This window comes from Pseudomonas sp. 9.2(2024), from assembly GCF_039695385.1.
In the GTDB taxonomy this organism is placed as follows: Bacteria; Pseudomonadota; Gammaproteobacteria; order Pseudomonadales; family Pseudomonadaceae; genus Aquipseudomonas; species Aquipseudomonas paraglycinae.
Window position 1 is genome coordinate 5137763 of record NZ_CP155585.1, and the last position, 20565, is coordinate 5158327.

A 20565-nucleotide genomic window follows, 5' to 3' on the forward strand; every position below is an offset into this window, starting at 1 on the left:
CAGGTGTCGAAGGAAAAATGCTCTGTTAGCGTGCAATCTCGGCATTCACTGGTTGCGTTGCTATGGTTCCTGATGCAGATGCGCTCGTCACCCCGCCCTCCATTGCCAAAACTGCGTCCATTGCCACCAATGGACGCAGTTGGGGGGAGATCGGTGCGACCGGGCAACGGTCTTACTCACTGACGTTGCCGATCATCGCTGCGCGCTCGCTCAATCCTGACCTGCAACTGGTCTATGACGGCAACGCGGGTAACGGCAAGTGCGGCCTCGGCTGGGACTTGCCGCTGCCAGTCATCTCCCGCAAGACCAGCAAGGGCGTACCGAAATACGCACCCGACGACGTCATGCAGGCGGACGGCACCGATCTGCGACCCGAACTGACAACCCGCGGCAAGATCAAGGCAACCCGGCGCACCCGTGGCAAGGGCAAGAACGCCCGCAAGTTTTCCGTGGTGCGCTACATCCCTCGCCTGGAAAGTACGTTCGACCGCTACGAACGCTGGACCTCTGCCGACGGCAATACCTTCTGGATCGTGTTCCGCGCTGACGGCTCGCAAGATTGCTATGGCAATAACCCGGGCTCACGCATCTACGACCCGGCAGACCCAGGCAATATCGCCACGTGGTTGCTGGTGGAAACCCGGAACGCGGTGGGAGAAAACATCTTTTACGAATACAAGGCCGATGACAAAGTCGCCGACGCTCGTTTTGATTACCAGGCCCAACGTTATTTGCGTCAGGTCTGTTACTGCAACAAGAGCGCCAGCACTGATCTGTATTGCCTTGGTAATGAGCAGCCAGAACTGCTGGACTGGCTGTTCCGGCTGGTCGTCGACTACGGCGAACGCGTCGCTGGCTATGACGACATCCCACCGTACACGGCCGCCAACGAAAACGCCTGGACGGTGCGCTCCGATCCGTTTCGCATGCATCGTTTCGGCTTCGAGGTCGGCACCCGGCGCCTGTGTCGGCAGTTTCTGCTGTTCAACCACACCGGCCCCGCTCCGGCCCTGGTCAATCGCCTGTTACTGGAACACGAAACCACGCCGCAGCAATACAACCAGCTGAAAGCCGCGCATCACATGAGTTATGACGCCGCCGGCCAGGTCAAACACACGCCTCCGATCGAGTATTTCAATCAGGCTCTTGTGCTCAACACACTGCCCCAAGCCTTCCTTGCACTTGATCGCATGCCCGGCCTCGACAACGGCCAGCCCTATCATTGCGTCGATCTCTATGGTGAAGGTTTGCCCGGTTTCCTTTGCCAGTACAACAACGCCTGGTACTACCGCGAACCCTTGCGCGGCACACCCGGGACGGACGAGATCAACTACGACCCATGGTCTTTGCTGCCATTGATCCCCAATGCCGACAGCAGTAAATCAGTGCTGCAGATCCTCACCGATCTTACCGGCAACGGACGTCTGGACTGGGTGGTCGCGCAGCTCGGTGGCAGCGGTTATTACACGCTCAACCCGGATCGAAACTGGTCATTGTTCAAACCTTTCAGCCAGTTCCCTGTGGAATTTTTCCATTATTCAGCGCGAATGGGCGACTTTAGCGGTGACGGGCTGGAATCGATGGCCCTCATCGGCCCGAACAGCGTGCGGGTGTATGCGAACCTGAGGGAAAAGGGCTTCGCTCCCGGCCAGGATGTACCCCATGCCCCGGACAGATTGCCGCTGTTCAGCGATGACAAAAGCGCACTGGTGACCTTCAGCAACATGGGCGCCAGTGGAATGGAGCTATGCCGGATTCGCCACGATGAAATCCGTTGCTGGATCAGCCTCGGCCATGGTCGGTTCGCAGAAGGTTTCAAGTTGAGCGACTTGCCGTTCAACTATGGCGAGTTCGATGCCGACCGGGTGCGTATCGCCGATCTGGACGGCTCCGGTGCCCCGGCCTTCATTTACTTGTCTTCGGATTATTTCGAAATCTGGCTCAACCAGGGCGGCAATGGCCTGGCCGCGACGCCGGTACGCGTCCCATGGCCCAGAGGCGTGCGCTATGACAACCTCTGCCAGGTGACCTTCGCCGATCTGCAAGGCATTGGCTGCGCCAGCCTGCTGCTGACCGTGCCACACATGAAACCGCGGCACTGGGTGTATCACTTTGTCAGTGAGCGGCCGTACCTGCTTACCGGCTGCAATAACAACATGGGCTACAGCGCCACCCTGAGTTATCGCAGCAGCGCACAGTTCTGGCTGGATGAAAAACGCCAGGAGCTGATCGCACGCAGGCGCCCGGTCTGCCATCTGCCGTTCCCGCAGATGGTGCTCGAATGGTTGCGTCAGGATGATGAAGTTACCGGTAATTACCTGATGCAGTTCCACGAGTATTTCGAGGGTCACTACGACGGGCTCGAGCGCGAATTCCGCGGCTTCGGCCGGGTCTGTCAGATCGACAGCGAACTGGAATCGGGCAAGGCCGAGAGCGGCCATACGGCGCCGACGCGGATGACGCACTGGTTTCATACCGGCAAAAGTATCGATCTGGTTTTGAACAATATTGGCGACCTCGACGATGAGATACAGCCACTGTGCCCCACTGTCATTTCAGCCTACGACACAAAACTTCGCAAAGAGCGCATTCGCAAGCGCCGCAAGGCCGAAGCCCCCGAAATTGCCTATGCCCTGGCGGGTCGCCTGCTTCGCATCGAAGTCTGCCAGGCAGACGACCCTGCCCCTGCGCGCCTGTTCTCTCTGAACGAGTCCCGCTATCGGGTGCGGGTCGTCAACGAAAGCCCATCCAGCCTGCTGGTGCTGGAACTGGAAAGCCGCAGCCAACAATACGAACGTTTCATGGACGACCCTAACTGTCAGCACGTGGTCAATCTGGCGTGGAACGAATACGGCCAACTGACTCATAGCCTGACGGTTGCCTGCGCACGCCGTCGAACCGAAACAGACGAACCGCCCTTCGATCAAGAGGATCAGCGGCGCGCCTGGGTGGACAGTCACGATGAGCAACAGCGGCACTTCTATCTGGCGGAAACCCTTGTCGAGCACACGCACCTGATCACTGACGGCCACTGGCTGCTCAATCTGCCCTTGCGCAAGCGCGGCAATGCGCTGATGTTGCCCAAGGGGGCATTGCCGGGTGGATTGACTGCGGACGCAATCAGTTTCGAAAACGTCGTCCTACACAAAGACAGTGCGCAATGGACAGCGGCCCGCGAGCTGACCTCGCTCTCGCAACAAACCTATCTGGAGGCGGCCGGCGAGATTCTGTATCCGCCATTGGCGGGGCCAACCGAGCAGGCGGTGTTCGACAAAAAAGCACTGGCGGCCTACGACGACGTCCCGATTGTCATTCGGGACGAGTTGGCAAAAATCGGCTACGCCCCGATGAAGCTGTTCTTCCCGGAAGACTCGGCACAGGATCAGCTGCAAAACCTGTGGTCGGCACGGAGCGGCTTCTTTACTTACGACAATGCCAACGGTTTTTATCACGTCACCGATGTGCAACCGACCGCCAGCCATGGCGCAACCCACATCACCCGGGACGCAGACCATCTGCTGACCATTGCCATAAGACCGCCGGACGGCTGCGTCACGACAGTGACCTACGACATGCACACACTGCTGCCGTGGAGTGTCACCGACCCCAACGAGAATATTCACGAAGTGCTGTACGAAGCGGGGGGGCATCCCATCGCGCACAGTTCTCATGGAACCGAAGGGGGCGTGCGCGCCGGTTTCGAACCTCTGTCCGTTTATCCACCTCAGTCTGATCTGAGCGTCGAGTTTGCCCTCGCCAATCCGAAAACCGTGCTGGCGTCCGCTGCCGGCGTGGTGCGCACCGATCTGTTCAGCTGGATGCCATTGCTCCCAATCAAAACGGCGCGGCTCAAAAGAAAGCAATGGATCGCCAACGGCCTGATCCTGCCCGACGGGCACATACGCGCATCGGCCCTGCGCGGGTTGACCAGGCTGAAAAAACGCACTGCCAGCGAACAGACCCTGCTCAATATCATCCAGACCGCCCTCAGGCAGCCGGTTCACAGCCTCAACCTGGTTGCCGACCGCTATCACACCGACCCGTTGCAACAGATTCAGATGACCCTTCGCTACGTCGACGGATTCGGCCGGGAACTGCAAAGCAAACAGCTAGTGCCGCCGGGCGATGCCTTTGTGGCCACGTCCGATAACGGCCTCGAGACCGGCGCCGACGGCAAGCCGATTGAAATGCCCGCCGCGCGTCGCTGGCGGGTCATGGGACGCATCGAATACAACCACAAGGGCGAACCGATTCGGACCTATCGCCCTTATTTCCTCGACACCCATCGCTGCATCAATGACAGCGCCATGCGTGAGCACGGCTATCACGACCAAATGTTCTACGACGCGTTGGGGCGTCCGGTCCGGACACTCAATGCCTTGGGCGATCTGGCGTTCGAGCTTCTGCATCCGTGGTTCAAACTCAGTTACGACTTCAACGATACCCACGAACCAGCGCCCGCCGGGCCGGCGAAGAAAACCACGCCGGCAAAACCTGCAAAACGGGTCAAGTCATGAACACCGGCGTGCACCATCTCACACCGAAGATGTCGGTAATCAGCCCCCGTGGCGAGGCTGTCAGGCACGTTGACTATCTGCGCACGGTGGCCGGCGGAGAGGTGCGAGCGCTCATCAACCGACTGCAATATGACGTGGCCGGCCACCTGGTTGCACAGCGAGATCCGCGCCTGTCCACACCCAATACAACAACGGTGCACAGACTCGATGGCATGGCGGTCAGAACCCACAACGTCGACGGCGGAGAACACACTGTCCTGCCCGGCCTCGGCAGCGAGCTACTGCAAAGCTGGGATGCAAACGACAATCACCGGGAGATGGGCTACGACCCGCAACTGCGGCTGCGGAGCGTCACGGAAAACGGGGTAACCGGCATCGAAAACTTCAACTACGACGACGCCCTGGCCGACCCGACGCACAACCTGCGCGGTCAGATGACGGCGCTAAGCGATCCATCGGGCACGTTACAAATCAACAGTTTCGCCATGAGCGGCCCGTCACTGGAAGAAACCCGCACCTTCAAGGACGGCAAGATCTGCACCAGCCGCCAGCGCTTCAGCGCCGTCGGTGCGCGGCTGCAAATCACCGACGCCGGCGGGCATGTACAACAATCGACCTACGACATCGCCGGGCAGCTTATTCAAGTGCAGCTGCAACTCAGTGGACAAAACCTCCAGAATATTTTGAACGGCGCGACTTACAACGCTGCCGGCCAGATCACCGAGCAACGGCTCGGCAACGGCGTGACCAGCCACTGGCACTACCGGCAGGCCGACGGATGCCTGCTTCGCCAATATGCGCAAAAGGCATCAGAACCGGCGGTTCAGGATTTCGAGTATGAGTACGACGCAGCAGGAAACGTCATCCGGATTGTCGCTCCCACCTACAAAACGACGTTTTTCCGCAACCAGCGGGTCGACGGTGAACGTGCATTTGTCTATGACTCGATGTACCGGCTGAAGCACGCCACTGGTTACAGCGACGCCCCGCCCGCAGACAACCCCGGGCGGCCGCAACCCACCGATCCCAATGACCGACTCAACTACGTCGAGTCTTTCGAATACGACGATGGCAACAACCTGAAGAAATTGACCCACGTTCGCGACGGCAACACCTACACCCGCGAGATGTTCATTGACCCTGCGAGCAATCGCGGTGTGCGCTGGAAAACGGGGGACCCGGTCCCTGATTTCGGCGCTCTGTTCGACCCTGCCGGCAATCTCAGGCATCTGCAGGCCGACCAGCCGCTCGACTGGAACAGCCGCAACCAACTGCAATCGCTGACCCTCGTCGAACATGACAGCGGGCCATCGGATCAGGAGCTGTACCAATACAGCCAGGGCACCAGGGTCTACAAACGTCACGAAACCCACACCAGCAAAGTCAGCCACGTGGATGAAGTGCATTACGTGGGAAGTCTGGAAATCCGCACCAAAAGCAGCGGTGAGGAATTGCACCGGATCACTGTCGCAACCGGTATCGGTGAGGTGACTTGCCTGCACTGGGTAGCCGGAAAGCCGCCGGGCATCGATGTTGATCAGGTGCGTTATTCCCATTCCGACCACCTGGGATCGAGCGTGACGGAGATTGATCAACGGGCGCAGATAATCAGCCGCGAAAGCTACTACGCCTTCGGCGGCACCGCGTCGATGGCAGCCCGCTCGCAGATCGAAGCGGACTACAAGTTCATCCGCTACTCAGGCGAGGAAGCGGACGCCACCGGGCTTTATTACTACGGCGCGCGGTATTACGCGCCGTGGTTGTGTCGCTGGGTCAGCAGCGACCCGGCCGGGGATGAGGACGGGCTGAACCGGTACGCATTTGTCGGGAACAACCCGATGACATACGTCGACACTAACGGGCAGACCAGGACACCTGCAGAGCTGAAAAGGCAGGCTGACTACTCGATGAACTTCCTGAGTGCAGCCAACAGGCAAATGGACGTTCTCGAACGACAGATTGACAACCTTTCGAGTCGGAGTCGGTTCCGTACCGTCACCACTGCAAAATTTGTCGTACAAGTCTCGAAGGTTCTTGCCAGTTGGTTCTCCACAAACGATCTCTTCAGTGCGGTGGAAACATTAGCCGGAGGAGATCCTTATTCATCAATGGTGGGTGAACTCAAGGGGCTGACCATCGGCAACTTCACCGCTGATCGTTCCGCTGAACTGGTCGATATGGCCTTTTCAAACTTTCAGGACGTTTCCAACCCTCTGATACCCCGCAAAGCCGATATATCGGCTGAATCAATCTCGCAACAGGCGAGGGGTGTGGAAAGTGGCCCCCTCGATGCTTTCATGCACATCAGATCTTTTGAGCCAAAGGACGCCATCGAAGCCTCGGTCAATGCCATCTCCGCCACCGGGGGATCACAACTCTACGGCGTCGGAGAATTAATAGAACTCGCGAAAGTGGCAGAACAGGGAAGCAGGGCCGAAGAAGGCATGTTTTCACAAGAGATCGACGCGCATCTGAATGCGCTCGACGCATTGCGTGAGAAAGTTGTCAGAGTATCCAATGCCGGCCAAATAGCCTTCAGCGAGCTTGGGGTCAACGAGTTCTACAACTCGGATGTCGATCATCTACTCGATCTGGCGCAAGGGAGAGTCGGCACTCAACAAGCCAGATCAGTCAGACTCGAAAATCTGCACGCACTCACTGAAAAAGCCTTGTACGTTGTCGATGACAGAAAGCAAATGCTCAAGACCTATGGCAGGCGGACCGCGCACAAACAGAAGAACAACTAACAACCGACAGGTGATCAAACCGGGCACGCAAAGGTGAAAATCTGGTCAAGTGGCAATGATGGACACCCAGGGTCATCGGGGGAAAATCACTGACATGCTCCGCGGTCTGGCAAACACGCTTCGACACCACCGGGCCAGACAGAGGGCAGCCCGTGAACACACGGATTTTATAGTGTGATAACAATGCCAGCACCCGGCGACATGCTATCGTGCCCGCCCGTCCTGCCATCCGTTTGCCCCAGCATGCTGCCGACTTCCCGTACCCTGCGTCTGTCGTTGTATACACTGCTGATCATCGCCGGTGCCGCCCTTGCTGCAACGCTTGCGATCCGCCACGCCGAGCGCCAGGCGCTGGAAGAAGACGCCGCGCGGGCCAATCAACAGCTGGCGCTGTACGCCAACTCGCTGCATACCCTGATCGACCGCTATCGCGCCCTGCCCGCCGTGCTGGCGCTGGACCCGCAATTGCGTGCGGCGCTGGCCGGCCCGGTCGACGCCGAACAGCAAGCGGCGCTCAACCTGAAACTGGAAAAGATCAACGGCGCGGCGCAGTCCTCGACGCTGGAACTGCTCGACCACACAGGCCTTGCGGTGGCAGCCAGCAACTGGCGTCTGCCCAGCAGTTACGTCGGTCACAACTACGGCTTTCGCCCCTATTTCAGTCAGACCCGCACCCAGGGCACCGGGCGTTTCTACGCGGTTGGCGTGACCAGCGGGATTCCCGGTTACTTCCTGTCCAGCGCGGTGCTCGGCGACAACGGCGAGTTCCTCGGGGCGATGGTGGTCAAGCTCGAATTCCCCGAACTCGAACGCGAATGGAGCCAAGGCAATGACACCCTGCTGGTCAGCGATGCGCGCGGGATCATCTTCATCGCCAACCAGCCCGGCTGGCGCTATCGCCTGCTGCACCCGCTGAGCCCGGCCGATTACCGCGAGATCAAGGCCACCCGCCAATACGACAAACAGTCGCTGGTACCGCTGACGCATCTGGCGCTGCGCAGCTTCGATGACAACAGTGATCTGCGCCGCGTCGAAGGCCCGCAAGGCACGGCGGATTACCTGTGGGAATCGCTGCCGTTGAGCGCCGAAGGCTGGACCCTGCATCTGCTGCGGCGCCCGCAAATATCTTTCGAGGATCAGCGCAATGCCGGGCTCGCCGCTGCCGGGGTATGGCTGGCGCTGGTGTTCCTGCTGCTGTTCCTCAATCAGCGCTGGCGCCTGGCGAAGATGCGCCAGCGTAGCCGCGAAGAGCTTGAGCAACTGGTCGAGGAACGCACCCGGGATTTGCGCACCGCCCAGGACGGTCTGGTGCAGTCGGCAAAACTGGCGGCATTGGGGCAGATGTCCGCCGCGCTGGCCCACGAAATCAATCAGCCGTTGACCGCCCAGCGCATGCAACTGGCGACCCTGCGTCTGCTGCTCGATCATGGCCGGGTCGATGACGCCTATAAGGCGCTCAAACCGGTGGATGACATGCTCACGCGCATGGCCGCCCTCACCGGCCACCTGAAAACCTTCGCCCGCAAGAGCCCCAGCGGCTTGCGCGAACGGCTGGATCTGGCGACGGTGGTCGATCAGGCCCTGCAATTGCTCGATGCGCGCCTGCGCGATGAGCAGGTCAGTCTGGTGCTGCACCTGACCCGTCCGGCGTGGGTGCGCGGCGATGCGATCCGCCTCGAACAAGTGCTGATCAACCTGCTGCGCAACGCCCTCGATGCGATGCAGGGCAAACCGTGCAAGCGACTGGAAATCCGTCTGGAAGCCGACGAACAACTGTGGTGCCTGAGCGTCATCGACAACGGTGGCGGCATCGCCGAAGAACATCTGGGTCAGGTGTTCGATCCGTTCTTCACCACCAAACCTGTGGGTGACGGGCTGGGTCTGGGGCTGGCGGTTTCCTTTGCCATCGTCCATGAATCCGGCGGGCGCCTGTGCGCCGAGAATGGCGATAATGGCGCAGTGTTCAGCCTGACCTTGCCGATCGATCTGGAGGCGCACATCTGATGCTCAACTCGGTGATGGTGGTCGATGACGAAAGCAGTATTCGCAGTGCCGTCGAACAGTGGCTGAGCCTGTCCGGGTTCGAGGTGCAGCTGTTCAGCCGCGCCGAGGAATGCCTGGCGGCGCTGCCCGCGCATTTTGCCGGGGTGATTGTCAGCGACGTGCGCATGCCCGGGCTCAGCGGTCTTGAACTGCTGGCCGAAGTGCAGCGCCGGGATCCCGACCTGCCGGTGATTCTGCTGACCGGCCACGGCGATGTGCCGATGGCGGTCGAAGCGATGCGCGACGGCGCCTACGATTTTCTGGAAAAACCGTTCAGCCCCGAGACCCTGCTCGGCAGCCTGCGCCGGGCGCTGGACAAGCGTCGCTTGGTGCTGGAAAACCGCGCCCTGCACGAACAGGCCGACAACCGCGCCAGGCTGGATGCGACGTTGCTCGGTGTATCCCGCGGCTTGCAGACCTTGCGCCGACAGGTGCTGGACCTGGCAACGCTGCCGGTCAACGTGCTGATCCGTGGCGAGACCGGCAGCGGCAAGGAACTGGTTGCCCGTTGCCTGCACGACTTCGGCCCGCGCGCCGACAAGCCGTTCGTGGCGCTGAACTGCGCGGCGATCCCCGAGCAGTTGTTCGAAGCCGAGTTGTTCGGGCATGAGAGCGGCGCGTTCACCGGGGCCTCCGGCAAGCGCATCGGCAAGCTGGAATACGCCGATGGCGGCACGCTGTTTCTCGATGAAATCGAAAGCATGCCCTTGGCTCAGCAGGTGAAACTGCTGCGGGTGTTGCAAGAGCAGAAGCTGGAGCGGCTGGGGTCGAACCAGAGCATTCGGGTGGACTTGCGGATCGTCGCGGCGACCAAACCCGACTTGCTGGATGAAGCGCGGGCCGGGCGTTTTCGTGAAGACCTGGCGTATCGCCTGAACGTCGCCGAGCTGCGACTGCCGCCGCTGCGGGATCGTCGGGAGGACATTCCGCTGTTGTTCGAATCCTTCGCCCAGAGCGCCGCCCAGCGCTTGGGCCGCACGTTCCCGCCGCTCAGTGGCGCGCAGTTGAGTCATCTGCTGAGTCATGACTGGCCGGGTAATGTGCGGGAGCTGGCGAACGTCGCCGAGCGGCAGGTGCTGGGGCTGGATGAACCGGTGCAGGGGATTGATCCGGGGCAGTCGCTGGCGGCGCAGCAGGAAGCGTTTGAGGCGCAGTGTTTGCGGGCTGCTTTGACCCGGCACAAGGGGGATGTGAAAGCCGTGCTTGAAGAACTGAAACTGCCGCGTCGTACGTTTAATGAAAAGATGCAGCGGCATGGTTTGACCCGGGAGATGTTCGTACCCGACTGATCGTTTGATGATTGATCGTTCCCACGCTCCGCGTGGGAATGCCTCAATGGACGCTCTGCGTCCGCTTTGGGACGCAGAGCGTCCCCGGCTGCATTCCCACGCAGAGCGTGGGAACGATCACGCTGAATGAGCGGAAATCCGCTCATTCATTCCGGATCATCGGCAAAATCCCGCTCAACTCATCTCCCCAGCCCCTCTAAACCGGCCCTCCCCCCGTTGGCACAGCTCCTGCTATAGCCCTCGCAGGCTGCGTTTCAACGCGCTCCACAAAAACAATTAAACGAAGGATCCTTCAATGGATAACTCCAACGCCCTGCCTCTTGGGTCGGCTGCCGTGCCGGCCAAAGAACGAACCACCGCCAGTCGCATCAAGTCGATCTTCAGCGGTTCCGTCGGCAACATGGTCGAGTGGTACGACTGGTACGTCTATGCCGCCTTCTCGCTGTACTTCGCCAAAGCCTTCTTCCCCAAAGGCGACACCACCGCCCAACTGCTCAACACCGCCGCGATCTTCGCCGTGGGCTTCCTGATGCGCCCGATCGGTGGCTGGCTGATGGGCCTGTACGCCGACAAGGTCGGACGCAAAAAAGCCCTGATGGCCTCGGTTTACCTGATGTGCTTCGGCTCGCTGATCATCGCCCTGAGCCCGGGTTATGAAACCATCGGTGTCGGCGCGCCGATCCTGCTGGTGTTCGCCCGCCTGCTGCAAGGCCTGTCGGTCGGTGGCGAATACGGCACCTCGGCGACTTATCTGTCGGAGATGGCGACCAAGGATCGTCGCGGCTTCTTCTCCAGCTTCCAGTACGTGACCCTGATTTCCGGCCAGCTCATCGCGCTGGGCGTGCTGATCGTGCTGCAACAGTTCCTGACCACCGAAGAGCTGTACGCATGGGGCTGGCGTATTCCGTTCGCCATCGGCGCGCTGTGCGCAATCGTCGCGCTGTACCTGCGTCGTGGCATGGAAGAAACCGAGTCGTTCACCAAAAAGGAAAAGTCCAAGGAAAGCGCCATGCGCACCTTGCTGCGTCATCCGAAGGAACTGCTTACCGTGGTCGGCCTGACCATGGGCGGTACGCTGGCGTTCTACACCTACACCACCTACATGCAGAAATACCTGGTGAACACCGTCGGCATGAGCATCTCCGACTCCACCACCATTTCCGCAGCGACACTGTTCCTGTTCATGTGCCTGCAACCGATCATCGGCGGCCTGTCCGATAAAATCGGTCGTCGTCCGATCCTGATCGCCTTCGGCGTGCTCGGTACGATCTTCACCGTGCCGATCCTGATGACCCTGCACACCATCCAGACCTGGTGGGGCGCGTTCTTCCTGATCATGGCGGCGCTGATCATCGTCAGCGGCTACACCTCGATCAACGCCGTGGTGAAGGCCGAGCTGTTCCCGACCGAAATCCGCGCCCTGGGCGTCGGCCTGCCGTACGCACTGACCGTGTCGATCTTCGGCGGCACCGCCGAATACATCGCGCTGTGGTTCAAGAGCATCGGCATGGAAACCGGTTACTACTGGTACGTGACCGCGTGCATCGCGGTGTCCCTGCTGGTGTACATCACCATGAAAGACACGCAGAAACACTCGCGTATCGTCACTGACTGATCGCAAAAAAACGCGCGAAGGTGCAAGAACTTCGCGCGTTTCTTTTCTGTCCGATTTCCCGATCAGGACAACTCGGCAACGCCCTGTTTGCTGCCATAACGCTTCTGCGCATACGACGCCCCGACGATCATCACCAGCAGAATCCCCGCCAGCACCGCCGACGAACCGATGGTGCCGAAATCCAGTCCGCCCTTCTCATGGGACTTGGTCATCAAGTCGCCCAATGTCGCGCCAAACGGCCGGGTCAGCACGAACGCCACCCAGAACAGCGCCACCGACGAAATCTTCGTGAAGTACTTGAGCAGCACGACCACACCAATCGCCGAGCCGATCAACAGCGCGCCACCGGCAAAGCCCAGGCCGGAGTCGTCCGCCAGGTAATCGCCGAGCGCGGTGCCCAGGGTGTTGGAGAACAGAATCGCCATCCAGTAGAACATCTCGCCGCGAAAGCTCTGCACCTTGGTGACGTTGAGCGAGTCGCCGCTCAGGCGCCAAGCCGCGAAGATCGCCAGCAGGATCGCGATCAGGATCATGGAACCGGCGGCGTAACCCAGTTCCAGCGTGCGGTCCATGAAGTCGGACATGGTGGTGCCGGCGGTGCTGGTCGACAGGATCACGATCCAGTACAGCAACGGCTTGTAAGTCTTGGACATCAACTGCGCGACCAGCGTCAGGACAAACACGCTGATCAGGATCAGCGAGCTGATGGCGTAGCCGACGTTAAGGGTCATCGACAACAAATCCCCCGCGGTTTCCCCCAGGGTCGTCGCGCAGATTTTCATGACCCAGAAGGCCAGGGTGATTTGAGGCAGTTTATTCATCGCAGGCAACGCTCCAGTGTGTGACGGCCGGTTTTTGGCTTTATGGCCGTGGGCAGACTGGCGTTGCGCGGGTGAAAAACCGGTCGGGAATCCATGAAAATTCTGTCACACACGCAAAAAACGGCGATTAATCACCGGTTAATGCCCCTGCCGCATCCTGCACCTACCTGATCGATTAACTGCGCGACGCTCGCTCCGACGACGAAAGCGAATTGAATGTGTCGCCCTTAATATCAATTTAATCGATTGTTTCTAGCATTATTTTGCACTCTTTAATCAATTTAGTTGGCGTAGCATGAACCCCATGCGAAACACATCGCCAACGAATTTCGAATCTGGAGAACGACCATGAAAACCAAACTGATCCTCGCCCTGACCCTGTCCGTACTGGCCGCCAACACTTTTGCCGCCGACGGTTCGGACAAAACCAAATCCGCCGACTTCATTTCCGGCGCCAGCGCTGCCATCGAAACCAGCCACACCGGCGCCTACGCTGCCGATGGTTTCGATAAAACCAACGTTGGCAAAGCCGTTGCTGCCGATGGTTTCGATAAAACCGGCACTGCCAACGCCATCGCTGCAGACGGTTTCGATAAAACAGGCACCGCAAACGCCATCGCCGCCGACGGCTTTGATAAAACCGGTACCGCCGCTGCCATCAGCTGATTGCCAGAATGCAGACACCAAAGCCCGGCCATTGCCGGGCTTGTTCATTTCCAAAGGTCGGTATTTGATCTTCGCGGATCGGACTTGCACTATTGGTCGCTTATAGAAGCCTTCAGGATCACCCCGCCATGCCCGATGACATCCATTTCTACGAACCGGCCAACGGCCACGGCCTGCCCCACGATCCGTTCAACGCCATCGTCGGCCCGCGTCCCATCGGCTGGATTTCTTCGCAGGATGCCGAGGGCCGGCTGAACCTGGCGCCCTACAGCTTTTTCAACGCGTTCAACTACATTCCGCCGATCATCGGGTTCTCCAGCGTCGGTCGCAAAGACAGCCTGAACAACATCGAGCAGACCGGCGAATTCGTCTGGAACCTCGCCACCCGACCGCTGGCCGAGCAGATGAACCAGAGCTGCGCGATGGTCGGGCCGGAGGTCAACGAGTTCGAACTCGCAGGGCTGACGCCGGTGGCGTCGAAGGTGATTGCCGTGCCGCGCGTGGCCGAAAGCCCGGTGTCCTTCGAGTGCAAGGTCACCCAGATCATTCAGTTGCAACGCGCCGACGGCGAGACCGTGCCGAGCTGGCTGGTGCTCGGCGAAGTGGTCGCCGTGCATATCGCCAAGTGGCTGTTGAAGGACGGGATCTACGACACGGCCGCCGCCGAACCGATACTGCGGGGCGGCGGGCCGGCGGACTATTTCCAGCTGGGGCCGGAGGCGTTGTTCAAGATGTGGCGCCCGGGGGCAACGAAGTAAGCGCTTACCAGATCAGCTCGGCGTCGTCGGTAACGCCCTTGAGCTTGTCCAGCTCATTGATCGCGGCTTCATCGGCCGCGATGGCGCCGGGGAAAACCTGATCGTTCAGCAATTTGTGAAAGCGCGGTGCACCGCCGTCGACCAGGGCCTTGACGGCGATCGCCGCGTGATAACCCTTGTTGCCGCCCAACTCGACGGGGACTACAGCGGAAACCGCTTCGAAGTGTTCGAACTCTTTACGTGCCATATCGCAGGTCCTGGCTCAATCGGATAAGCCCGACATTAAACATTCAACCGGCGAGTTTGTGTATCGGCACAGTGCATTGCCCTACGGCCTGTGCGGCCGAGACTTCCTTGAAGGTGTGGAAATCCAGGCTGTTGACCACCAGGTCCTGCACCAGCTCGGCAAAGATTTCCATCGACGGGCTGCTGAAATACGCGGTCATCGATTGCTGGTTGTTCCAGAAACCGGAGACCAGCCACAACTCCGGATCACACTGCGAATGCTGCAAGGCGAAGCTCAGGCAACCGGGGGCGGCACGGGACGGTTCGATCAGGGCGCTCAGGCGCATGCCGAGTTCCGCCGAGCGTCCGGCGCGCGCTCGAACGAAGGCCATATGACTGACGGGAATCTGCTTGGACATGTTCAACCCTCCCAGGGAGTCGCGTGGCAGCCGGGGACGGGCTGCGACAGGATTCAAGGTTAAGGGCCGCCTCCCGTTCGCCGTTAGTCGATTCCTGCCGTCGCGTTGCACAATCCTGCGAGACTGTCGTGCAGACCTGTAACAAGTCGTGAATTGCTGTCACCGTCCTGTCACACCGGTTTCGGGCAACTCTGACGATCTGCGTCCTGCTATGGCTGGACGAGTCAACAAACCCATGCAGGATCAGGCAAGCATTTCGCAGGATGTGTCTACCGCTTGCGCTTGCACAAACTTATGCTCTGCTCCCATTCCATCCCTTGCCGAGGAGGCTGTGCATGACGTCGTTCGATCGTTTTCAGGCGCCGCCCGATGCCGACATGGAAAAGCAGCGCGCGGAACTGGCGGCCATCATTCGCCGCAACACATCCGAAGATGGCAGTTATGCCACTGCCGTCGGCTCGCTGTTCATGTCGCGCCACACCCAGTCCCATGACTTCGCCCCGGTGCTCGCGCAACCGGCGCTGTGCATCATGGCCCAGGGTCGCAAAGAGGTACGGCTGGCGGACGAATTCTTCAATTACGACCCGCTTAATTACCTGGTGGTATCGGTCTCGATGCCGTTGAGTGGTCGGGTGGTGAATGTCTCGCCCGAAGAGCCGATCCTCGCCGTGCGCCTGGACATTGATCCTGCGGAAATCACCGCGCTGATCGCCGATGCCGGCCCGATGGGCGTGCCGACCCGTCCGACCGGACGCGGTTTGTATGTGGAGAAGATCGACAGCGCCATGCTCGATGCGGTGCTGCGTCTGGCCCGCCTGCTCGACGCGCCGAAAGACATCGCCATGCTCGCGCCGCTGATCCGCCGGGAGATTCTCTATCGCCTGCTGCGCAGTCCGCAGGGCCATCGGCTGTACGAAATCGCCATCGCCAACAGCCAGAGCCACCGCATCAGCCAGGCGATCAAATGGCTCAACGGCAACTTCGAACAGCCGCTGCGCATCGATGATCTGGCGAAGGAAGTGAACCTCAGCGTCTCGACCCTGCATCACCGTTTCAAGGCGATGACGGCGATGAGTCCGTTGCAGTATCAGAAGCAGCTGCGCCTGCAGGAGGCGCGGCGTTTGATGCTGGCTGAAGGGCTGGAAGCGTCGGCGGCGGGGTATCGGGTGGGGTATGAAAGTCCGTCGCAGTTCAGTCGCGAGTACAGCCGGTTGTTTGGCGCGCCGCCGTTGCGGGATCTGGCGCGCCTGCGATTGAGTGTCTGATCAGGCGCCGAGCACCCGACACGCCTCACTCGGCAACGTCACCGACACCGGATGCCCGATCCCCAGACCGAAGCCCTGACACGGCGTACTCAGCGCCGTAAACGTCACGCCGGAACACTCCACCGTAGTCTCGATGGTCGCGCCGATGTCGCGCACAAACGTCACCTTGCCCAGCAGGCGATTGCCCGCCGTGGCCTGGGGCGCCGACAGTTGCAGGTCTTCGGGGCGGATCAGCATTTTCACTTTCTGTCCGACCACGATGCTGCTGCAGATCGGCACTTGCAGGGCATCACCGCCCGGCAGCACGACCTTGCCATCGCCCAGCGCGGTGGCCGGGAAGATGTTGCCGGAGCCGATGAAGTCCGCGACGAACTCGTTGGCCGGATGGCGGTAGATTTCGATCGGCGTACCCACCTGCTGCACCCGATGCTCGCCCAGCACCACCACGATGTCAGCCATGGTCATGGCCTCGCGTTGATCGTGGGTAACCATGATGGTGGTGATGTTCAGGCGTTGTTGCAGTTGACGGATTTCCACCTGCATCGACTCGCGCAACTTGGCGTCCAGCGCCGACAGCGGTTCGTCGAGCAGAAGGATTTTCGGGTGCGAAGCAATCGCCCGTGCAATCGCCACTCGCTGACGCTGGCCACCGGACAGTTTCGCCACCGGACGATCAATCATCGGTTGCAACTGGATCAGCTCCAGCAACTCCACCACCCGCGCCTGTTGATCAGCCTTGCTCACACCGCGCAGTTTCAGCGGATAGGCGATGTTCTCGCCCACGGTCATGTGCGGGAACAGCGCCAGCGACTGAAACACCATGCCGAAGTTGCGCAGGTGCGCCGGGGTGTGGCCGATGTCCTCGCCGTCCAGGCGGATCTCGCCGCCGGTGAGGGTTTCCAGCCCGGCGATCATGCGCAGCAACGTGGTCTTGCCGCAGCCCGACGGGCCGAGGAAACACACCAGTTTGCCCTCGGGCAAATGCAGGTTGACGTCTTTTACCGCGCAGGCCGAGCCGTAGTGTTTCTCGACGTTTTCCAGAATCAGACCAGACATAAATCACCTCAAGAAATCAGAACGAAACGCCGCCCTCACCTACCAGCTTCTCCAACGCCCAGATCAGGACGAAGTCGATCAGCACGATCAGCACGGCAAACGAGAACACGGTTGGGTCGAGCGATGACACGGTGCGGCTGTACATCCAGATCGGCACGGTCATGACGTCGATGGTGTAGAGGAAATAGGTCACGGTGAACTCGTTGAACGAGACGATGAACGCCAGGAGCATCCCCGCCAGAATCCCCGATTTCATCAACGGCACCACCACATCGACGATGGCCCGCAACGGCGAAGCGCCGAGCATCTGCGCCGCCTCTTCGACTTCGCTGCCGATGGAAAGCATGGCCGCCGTGCAGTTCTTCACCACGAACGGCAGCGCCAGAATCACGTGGGCGATCACCAGCCGCGAGGTGGTCATGTGGAACGGCAGGCTGTCGAACACCAGCAGCAACGCCAGCCCCAGCACCACCATCGGGAACACCAGCGGCAGCGACATCAGCTGCAGCGCCACACCCTTGCCACGGAACTCGCAACGGGTCAGCGCGTAGGCCGCCGGCACCGCGATCAGCGTGGCGAAAATCATCGTCAGGCATGACACCAGCAAACTGGTGCCCATGGCCTGGCCGAGGCTCAGCACATCGCTGGCATCGGGCGAAACGAAGGTGTGCCACGCCGCTTTGTACCACTGCAGGCTGTAGCTGCTCGGCGGGAAGTCGAGGTTCGACGCGCCGCTGAACGACATCACGATCATGGTCAGGATCGGCAACACGGCCAGGAACAAAATGATCCCGGAAAGAATGCCGGCGAACTTGCCGGTATCGCCCGGCAACAGCGACTGACGCTTCTTGATCAGGGCACTCATTGCGAAGCCTCCAGCAGACGGCGACGGCGGCCGGTGATGTATTCGGACAAGGTCATGATGGCGAGCGTGGTGACGATCAGCACCACACCGGCGGCGGATGCGGCGGGCCAGTTCATCAGCGGGGCGATCTGGTCATGCACCATCACCGCGAGCATCGGCACGCGCCGACCGCCGAGCAAAAGCGGCACCACGAAGCTGCTGGCGTTGTAGGCGAACACCAGGGTCGCGCCGGTGATGATCCCCGGCAGACTCATCGGCAACACCACCTGACGGAACACTTGAAAGCGGCTGGCACCGAGGGTCGCGGCGGCTTCTTCATAGCTGCGAGCAACACCGCGCATGGCGCTGGCAATCGGCAGCACAGCCAGCGGGAACGCGGTCTGCACCAGGCCCATCAACACGCCGTTCTGGTTGTACAGCAACATGATCGGACGCTTGATCAGACCGAGGCCCATCAGGGTCTGGTTGAGCATGCCGCCAGGGCCGAGGATCACCAGCCAGCCATAGCTTTGCAGCAGCAGGTTGACCAGCAGCGGCAGCAGCACCGCCGCCAGAAAAATCCGTCGCACGAATGGCGAGGTCAGGCGCGACATGGTGTACGCCACCGGGATCGCCAGCACCACGGCGATCACCGCGCTGATCAGCGCCAGACGCAAGGTCAGCAGCAACGATTTGAGGTAGTAGGGTTCGAGCAACTGGGCGTAACTGGCCAGGCTGAAACCGGACCACTCCGCGCCCTTGGTGCCGACGCTCATGCGCAACACCAGCAGGCTGGCGGCAATCAGCACGCCGAGAAACAGCATCGACGGCGTGAGAAAAAACCACGCCCGCGCCGTCGGCGAAACACCGCGCGCCGGGCGCACGTCACCCGCGCCGACCGGTTGGGTCAGGGATTGATGTTCCATAGCAATGATCTCGTCAATGGAAAAACAACTGACAGACACTGCCTTCAAATCCACCGAGAAATCTGTGGGAGCGAGCTTGCTCGCGATAGCAATCTGTCAGTGACATCACTGTCGACAGGTAGGCCGTCATCGCTGGCAAGCCAGCTCCCACAGGGGTTTGCGGTGTTCTGAAGGTTTGTGTTTGCGTCAGGAAGAAAAGATTTCCGTGTAGCGACGGATCCACTGGTCATGCACGGTCGCCAGGAAGGCGTTGTCGTGCATGATCGCCTTCTCCGCGATCTGCTCCGGCGTGAGGATGAACGGGCTCTTGCGCGCTTCCGCGGAGATGATCGCCTTGGCGTTGACCGGGCCGTTGAAGATGTCTTCGGCCATCTTGCCCTGCACCAGCGGGTCGAGGGAGTGGTCGATGAAGGCGTAGGCCAGGTCGGTGTCGCCCGGACGGTTCTTCGGCATTACCGACAGCATCAGGTCGGTGTAGAAACCTTCCTTCATGCCGAACGTGGCGCCGAGGCCATAGTTCGGGTCGCGGATCTGCTTGGGGAAAAACGCCGGGGCATACAGGCCGCCCATGTCCAGGGAACCGGTGCGGAACAGCTCGGCGATCTGGTTAGGGTTTTCGCCAAGGGTCACCACGCGGTCTTTCAGCTCCGCGAGTTTCTTGAAGCCCGGTTCGATGTTGTGCTCGTCACCACCGGCCAGTTTGGCGGCGATGATGATCAGGTCCATGGCCTCGGTCCAGTTCGGCGGCGGCAGGAAAATGTTCGGTGCCAGATCGGCGTCCCACAGTGCCGCGTAACTGTCCGGCGCGGTGGTCTGGGTGCGAGTGCTGTAGACCAGACTGTTGCACCACAGCAGGTAGCCGATGCCGTGACCGTTGGCCCCGGTGCGGTATTTTTCCGGGACGTCCACCAGATTGGGAATGCGGTTGAGATCGGGTTTTTCCAGCAGTCCGGCAGCGGCCAGACCTTCGGCACCAACGCCAGCCAGGGTGATGATGTCGTACTGCGGACGGTCACCGCCGGCCTTGAGTTTGGCGACCATTTCCGAGGTGCTGCCGGTGCGATCGGCAATCACTTTGGCGCCGGTCTTGGCTTCGAACGTTGCAGCGATGTTGCGCAGTGCGGCGAGGCCCGTGTCATCGGACCAGGTCAACAGGCGCAGGGTCTTGCCGGCAAAGCGGGTGTCGCTGGCACTGGCCCGGATGAAGGGCATGCTCATGGCCGCCGCAGCCACCGAGGCCACACCGACGGTTTTGATGAATTGACGCCTGTTCAGATCGTGCTCGCCCATTTAGGACTCCCATTATTCTTGTAAGTATGAGACTGATCGCAACCCTTGCATCTGCCTGACCGAAATTGCTCAAGCGCCCGGTTT

General features: G+C 60.4%; 15 protein-coding genes. 8 read left to right on the plus strand and 7 right to left on the minus strand.

Going from position 1 to position 20565, the window contains the following annotated elements; genetic code table 11:
* Window positions 1-62: 62 nt before the first annotated feature.
* From ABFB52_RS23100 to ABFB52_RS23120, 5 genes are all read left to right on the plus strand, one after another.
* Window positions 63-4517: a SpvB/TcaC N-terminal domain-containing protein gene (locus ABFB52_RS23100; RefSeq protein ID WP_129973151.1), complete on the plus strand. Its 4455-nt coding sequence runs from the start codon at window positions 63-65 to the stop codon at window positions 4515-4517.
* A complete protein-coding gene (locus tag ABFB52_RS23105; protein WP_129973152.1) occupies window positions 4514-7264 on the plus strand; it encodes an RHS repeat-associated core domain-containing protein in 2751 nt (916 codons plus the stop codon). Before ABFB52_RS23100 ends, ABFB52_RS23105 begins: the two co-directional genes overlap by 4 nt.
* A gap of 243 nt (window positions 7265-7507) precedes the next feature.
* Complete coding sequence (locus ABFB52_RS23110; RefSeq protein WP_129973153.1) at window positions 7508-9268, plus strand: ATP-binding protein; 1761 nt, start codon at window positions 7508-7510, stop codon at window positions 9266-9268.
* Window positions 9268-10596 carry a sigma-54 dependent transcriptional regulator gene (locus tag ABFB52_RS23115; protein WP_129973154.1) on the plus strand — a complete coding sequence of 443 codons (1329 nt, stop codon included), beginning with the start codon at window positions 9268-9270 and terminating at the stop codon, window positions 10594-10596. The genes ABFB52_RS23110 and ABFB52_RS23115 overlap by 1 nt, the downstream gene beginning before the upstream one ends.
* Before the next feature lie 295 nt (window positions 10597-10891).
* Window positions 10892-12211 carry an MFS transporter gene (locus ABFB52_RS23120; RefSeq protein WP_011335686.1) on the plus strand — a complete coding sequence of 440 codons (1320 nt, stop codon included), beginning with the start codon at window positions 10892-10894 and terminating at the stop codon, window positions 12209-12211.
* A gap of 62 nt (window positions 12212-12273) precedes the next feature.
* Here the strand turns inward: ABFB52_RS23120 and ABFB52_RS23125 are convergent, their stop codons facing one another.
* On the minus strand, window positions 12274-13032 hold the full coding sequence (locus ABFB52_RS23125) for a hypothetical protein (RefSeq protein ID WP_129973311.1): 759 nt from the start codon (window positions 13030-13032) through the stop codon (window positions 12274-12276).
* Window positions 13033-13380: 348 nt separating this feature from the next.
* On the opposite strand from ABFB52_RS23125, the gene ABFB52_RS23130 reads away from it, so the two are divergent.
* Complete coding sequence (locus ABFB52_RS23130; protein WP_085606678.1) at window positions 13381-13698, plus strand: hypothetical protein; 318 nt, start codon at window positions 13381-13383, stop codon at window positions 13696-13698.
* A gap of 128 nt (window positions 13699-13826) precedes the next feature.
* The gene (locus tag ABFB52_RS23135; protein ID WP_011335689.1) at window positions 13827-14456 is read left to right on the plus strand and encodes a flavin reductase family protein; all 630 of its coding nucleotides are present in this window, start codon (window positions 13827-13829) and stop codon (window positions 14454-14456) included.
* Window positions 14457-14460: 4 nt separating this feature from the next.
* On the opposite strand, the gene ABFB52_RS23140 is transcribed toward ABFB52_RS23135, so the two are convergent.
* Both ABFB52_RS23140 and ABFB52_RS23145 read right to left on the minus strand, forming a co-directional pair.
* Window positions 14461-14703, minus strand: a complete 243-nt coding sequence (locus ABFB52_RS23140) for a hypothetical protein (RefSeq protein ID WP_007960172.1) — start codon at window positions 14701-14703, stop codon at window positions 14461-14463.
* A 43-nt stretch (window positions 14704-14746) separates the two neighbouring features.
* Window positions 14747-15100 carry an antibiotic biosynthesis monooxygenase family protein gene (locus tag ABFB52_RS23145; protein ID WP_129973310.1) on the minus strand — a complete coding sequence of 118 codons (354 nt, stop codon included), beginning with the start codon at window positions 15098-15100 and terminating at the stop codon, window positions 14747-14749.
* 335 nt (window positions 15101-15435) lie between these two features.
* On the opposite strand from ABFB52_RS23145, the gene ABFB52_RS23150 reads away from it, so the two are divergent.
* Window positions 15436-16365, plus strand: coding sequence for an AraC family transcriptional regulator (locus tag ABFB52_RS23150; RefSeq protein WP_039765922.1), 930 nt, complete (start codon window positions 15436-15438; stop codon window positions 16363-16365).
* On the opposite strand, the gene ABFB52_RS23155 is transcribed toward ABFB52_RS23150, so the two are convergent.
* From ABFB52_RS23155 to ABFB52_RS23170, 4 genes are all read right to left on the minus strand, one after another.
* Window positions 16366-17421 (minus strand): ABC transporter ATP-binding protein, encoded by a 1056-nt coding sequence (locus ABFB52_RS23155; RefSeq protein WP_007960168.1) that lies wholly within the window; start codon window positions 17419-17421, stop codon window positions 16366-16368.
* A 16-nt stretch (window positions 17422-17437) separates the two neighbouring features.
* Window positions 17438-18286 (minus strand): ABC transporter permease, encoded by an 849-nt coding sequence (locus tag ABFB52_RS23160; RefSeq protein ID WP_007960165.1) that lies wholly within the window; start codon window positions 18284-18286, stop codon window positions 17438-17440.
* Complete coding sequence (locus ABFB52_RS23165) at window positions 18283-19191, minus strand: ABC transporter permease (RefSeq protein WP_007960163.1); 909 nt, start codon at window positions 19189-19191, stop codon at window positions 18283-18285. Before ABFB52_RS23165 ends, ABFB52_RS23160 begins: the two co-directional genes overlap by 4 nt.
* 186 nt (window positions 19192-19377) lie before the next feature.
* Window positions 19378-20481, minus strand: coding sequence for an extracellular solute-binding protein (locus ABFB52_RS23170; RefSeq protein WP_064599076.1), 1104 nt, complete (start codon window positions 20479-20481; stop codon window positions 19378-19380).
* Window positions 20482-20565 lie beyond the last annotated feature (84 nt).

Bases quoted from the DNA above. Each gene is read 5' to 3' on its own strand.
- ABFB52_RS23100 (WP_129973151.1), top strand. From the start codon at position 63: ATGGTTCCTGATGCAGATGCGCTCGTCACCCCGCCCTCCATTGCCAAA.
- ABFB52_RS23120 (WP_011335686.1), top strand. From the start codon at position 10,892: ATGGATAACTCCAACGCCCTGCCTCTTGGGTCGGCTGCCGTGCCGGCC.
- ABFB52_RS23105 (WP_129973152.1), top strand. From the start codon at position 4,514: ATGAACACCGGCGTGCACCATCTCACACCGAAGATGTCGGTAATCAGC.
- ABFB52_RS23115 (WP_129973154.1), top strand. From the start codon at position 9,268: ATGCTCAACTCGGTGATGGTGGTCGATGACGAAAGCAGTATTCGCAGT.
- ABFB52_RS23110 (WP_129973153.1), top strand. From the start codon at position 7,508: ATGCTGCCGACTTCCCGTACCCTGCGTCTGTCGTTGTATACACTGCTG.
- ABFB52_RS23125 (WP_129973311.1), bottom strand. From the start codon at position 13,032: ATGAATAAACTGCCTCAAATCACCCTGGCCTTCTGGGTCATGAAAATC.
- ABFB52_RS23130 (WP_085606678.1), top strand. From the start codon at position 13,381: ATGAAAACCAAACTGATCCTCGCCCTGACCCTGTCCGTACTGGCCGCC.
- ABFB52_RS23160 (WP_007960165.1), bottom strand. From the start codon at position 18,286: ATGAGTGCCCTGATCAAGAAGCGTCAGTCGCTGTTGCCGGGCGATACC.
- ABFB52_RS23150 (WP_039765922.1), top strand. From the start codon at position 15,436: ATGACGTCGTTCGATCGTTTTCAGGCGCCGCCCGATGCCGACATGGAA.
- ABFB52_RS23140 (WP_007960172.1), bottom strand. From the start codon at position 14,703: ATGGCACGTAAAGAGTTCGAACACTTCGAAGCGGTTTCCGCTGTAGTC.
- ABFB52_RS23155 (WP_007960168.1), bottom strand. From the start codon at position 17,421: ATGTCTGGTCTGATTCTGGAAAACGTCGAGAAACACTACGGCTCGGCC.
- ABFB52_RS23145 (WP_129973310.1), bottom strand. From the start codon at position 15,100: ATGTCCAAGCAGATTCCCGTCAGTCATATGGCCTTCGTTCGAGCGCGC.
- ABFB52_RS23135 (WP_011335689.1), top strand. From the start codon at position 13,827: ATGCCCGATGACATCCATTTCTACGAACCGGCCAACGGCCACGGCCTG.
- ABFB52_RS23170 (WP_064599076.1), bottom strand. From the start codon at position 20,481: ATGGGCGAGCACGATCTGAACAGGCGTCAATTCATCAAAACCGTCGGT.
- ABFB52_RS23165 (WP_007960163.1), bottom strand. From the start codon at position 19,191: ATGGAACATCAATCCCTGACCCAACCGGTCGGCGCGGGTGACGTGCGC.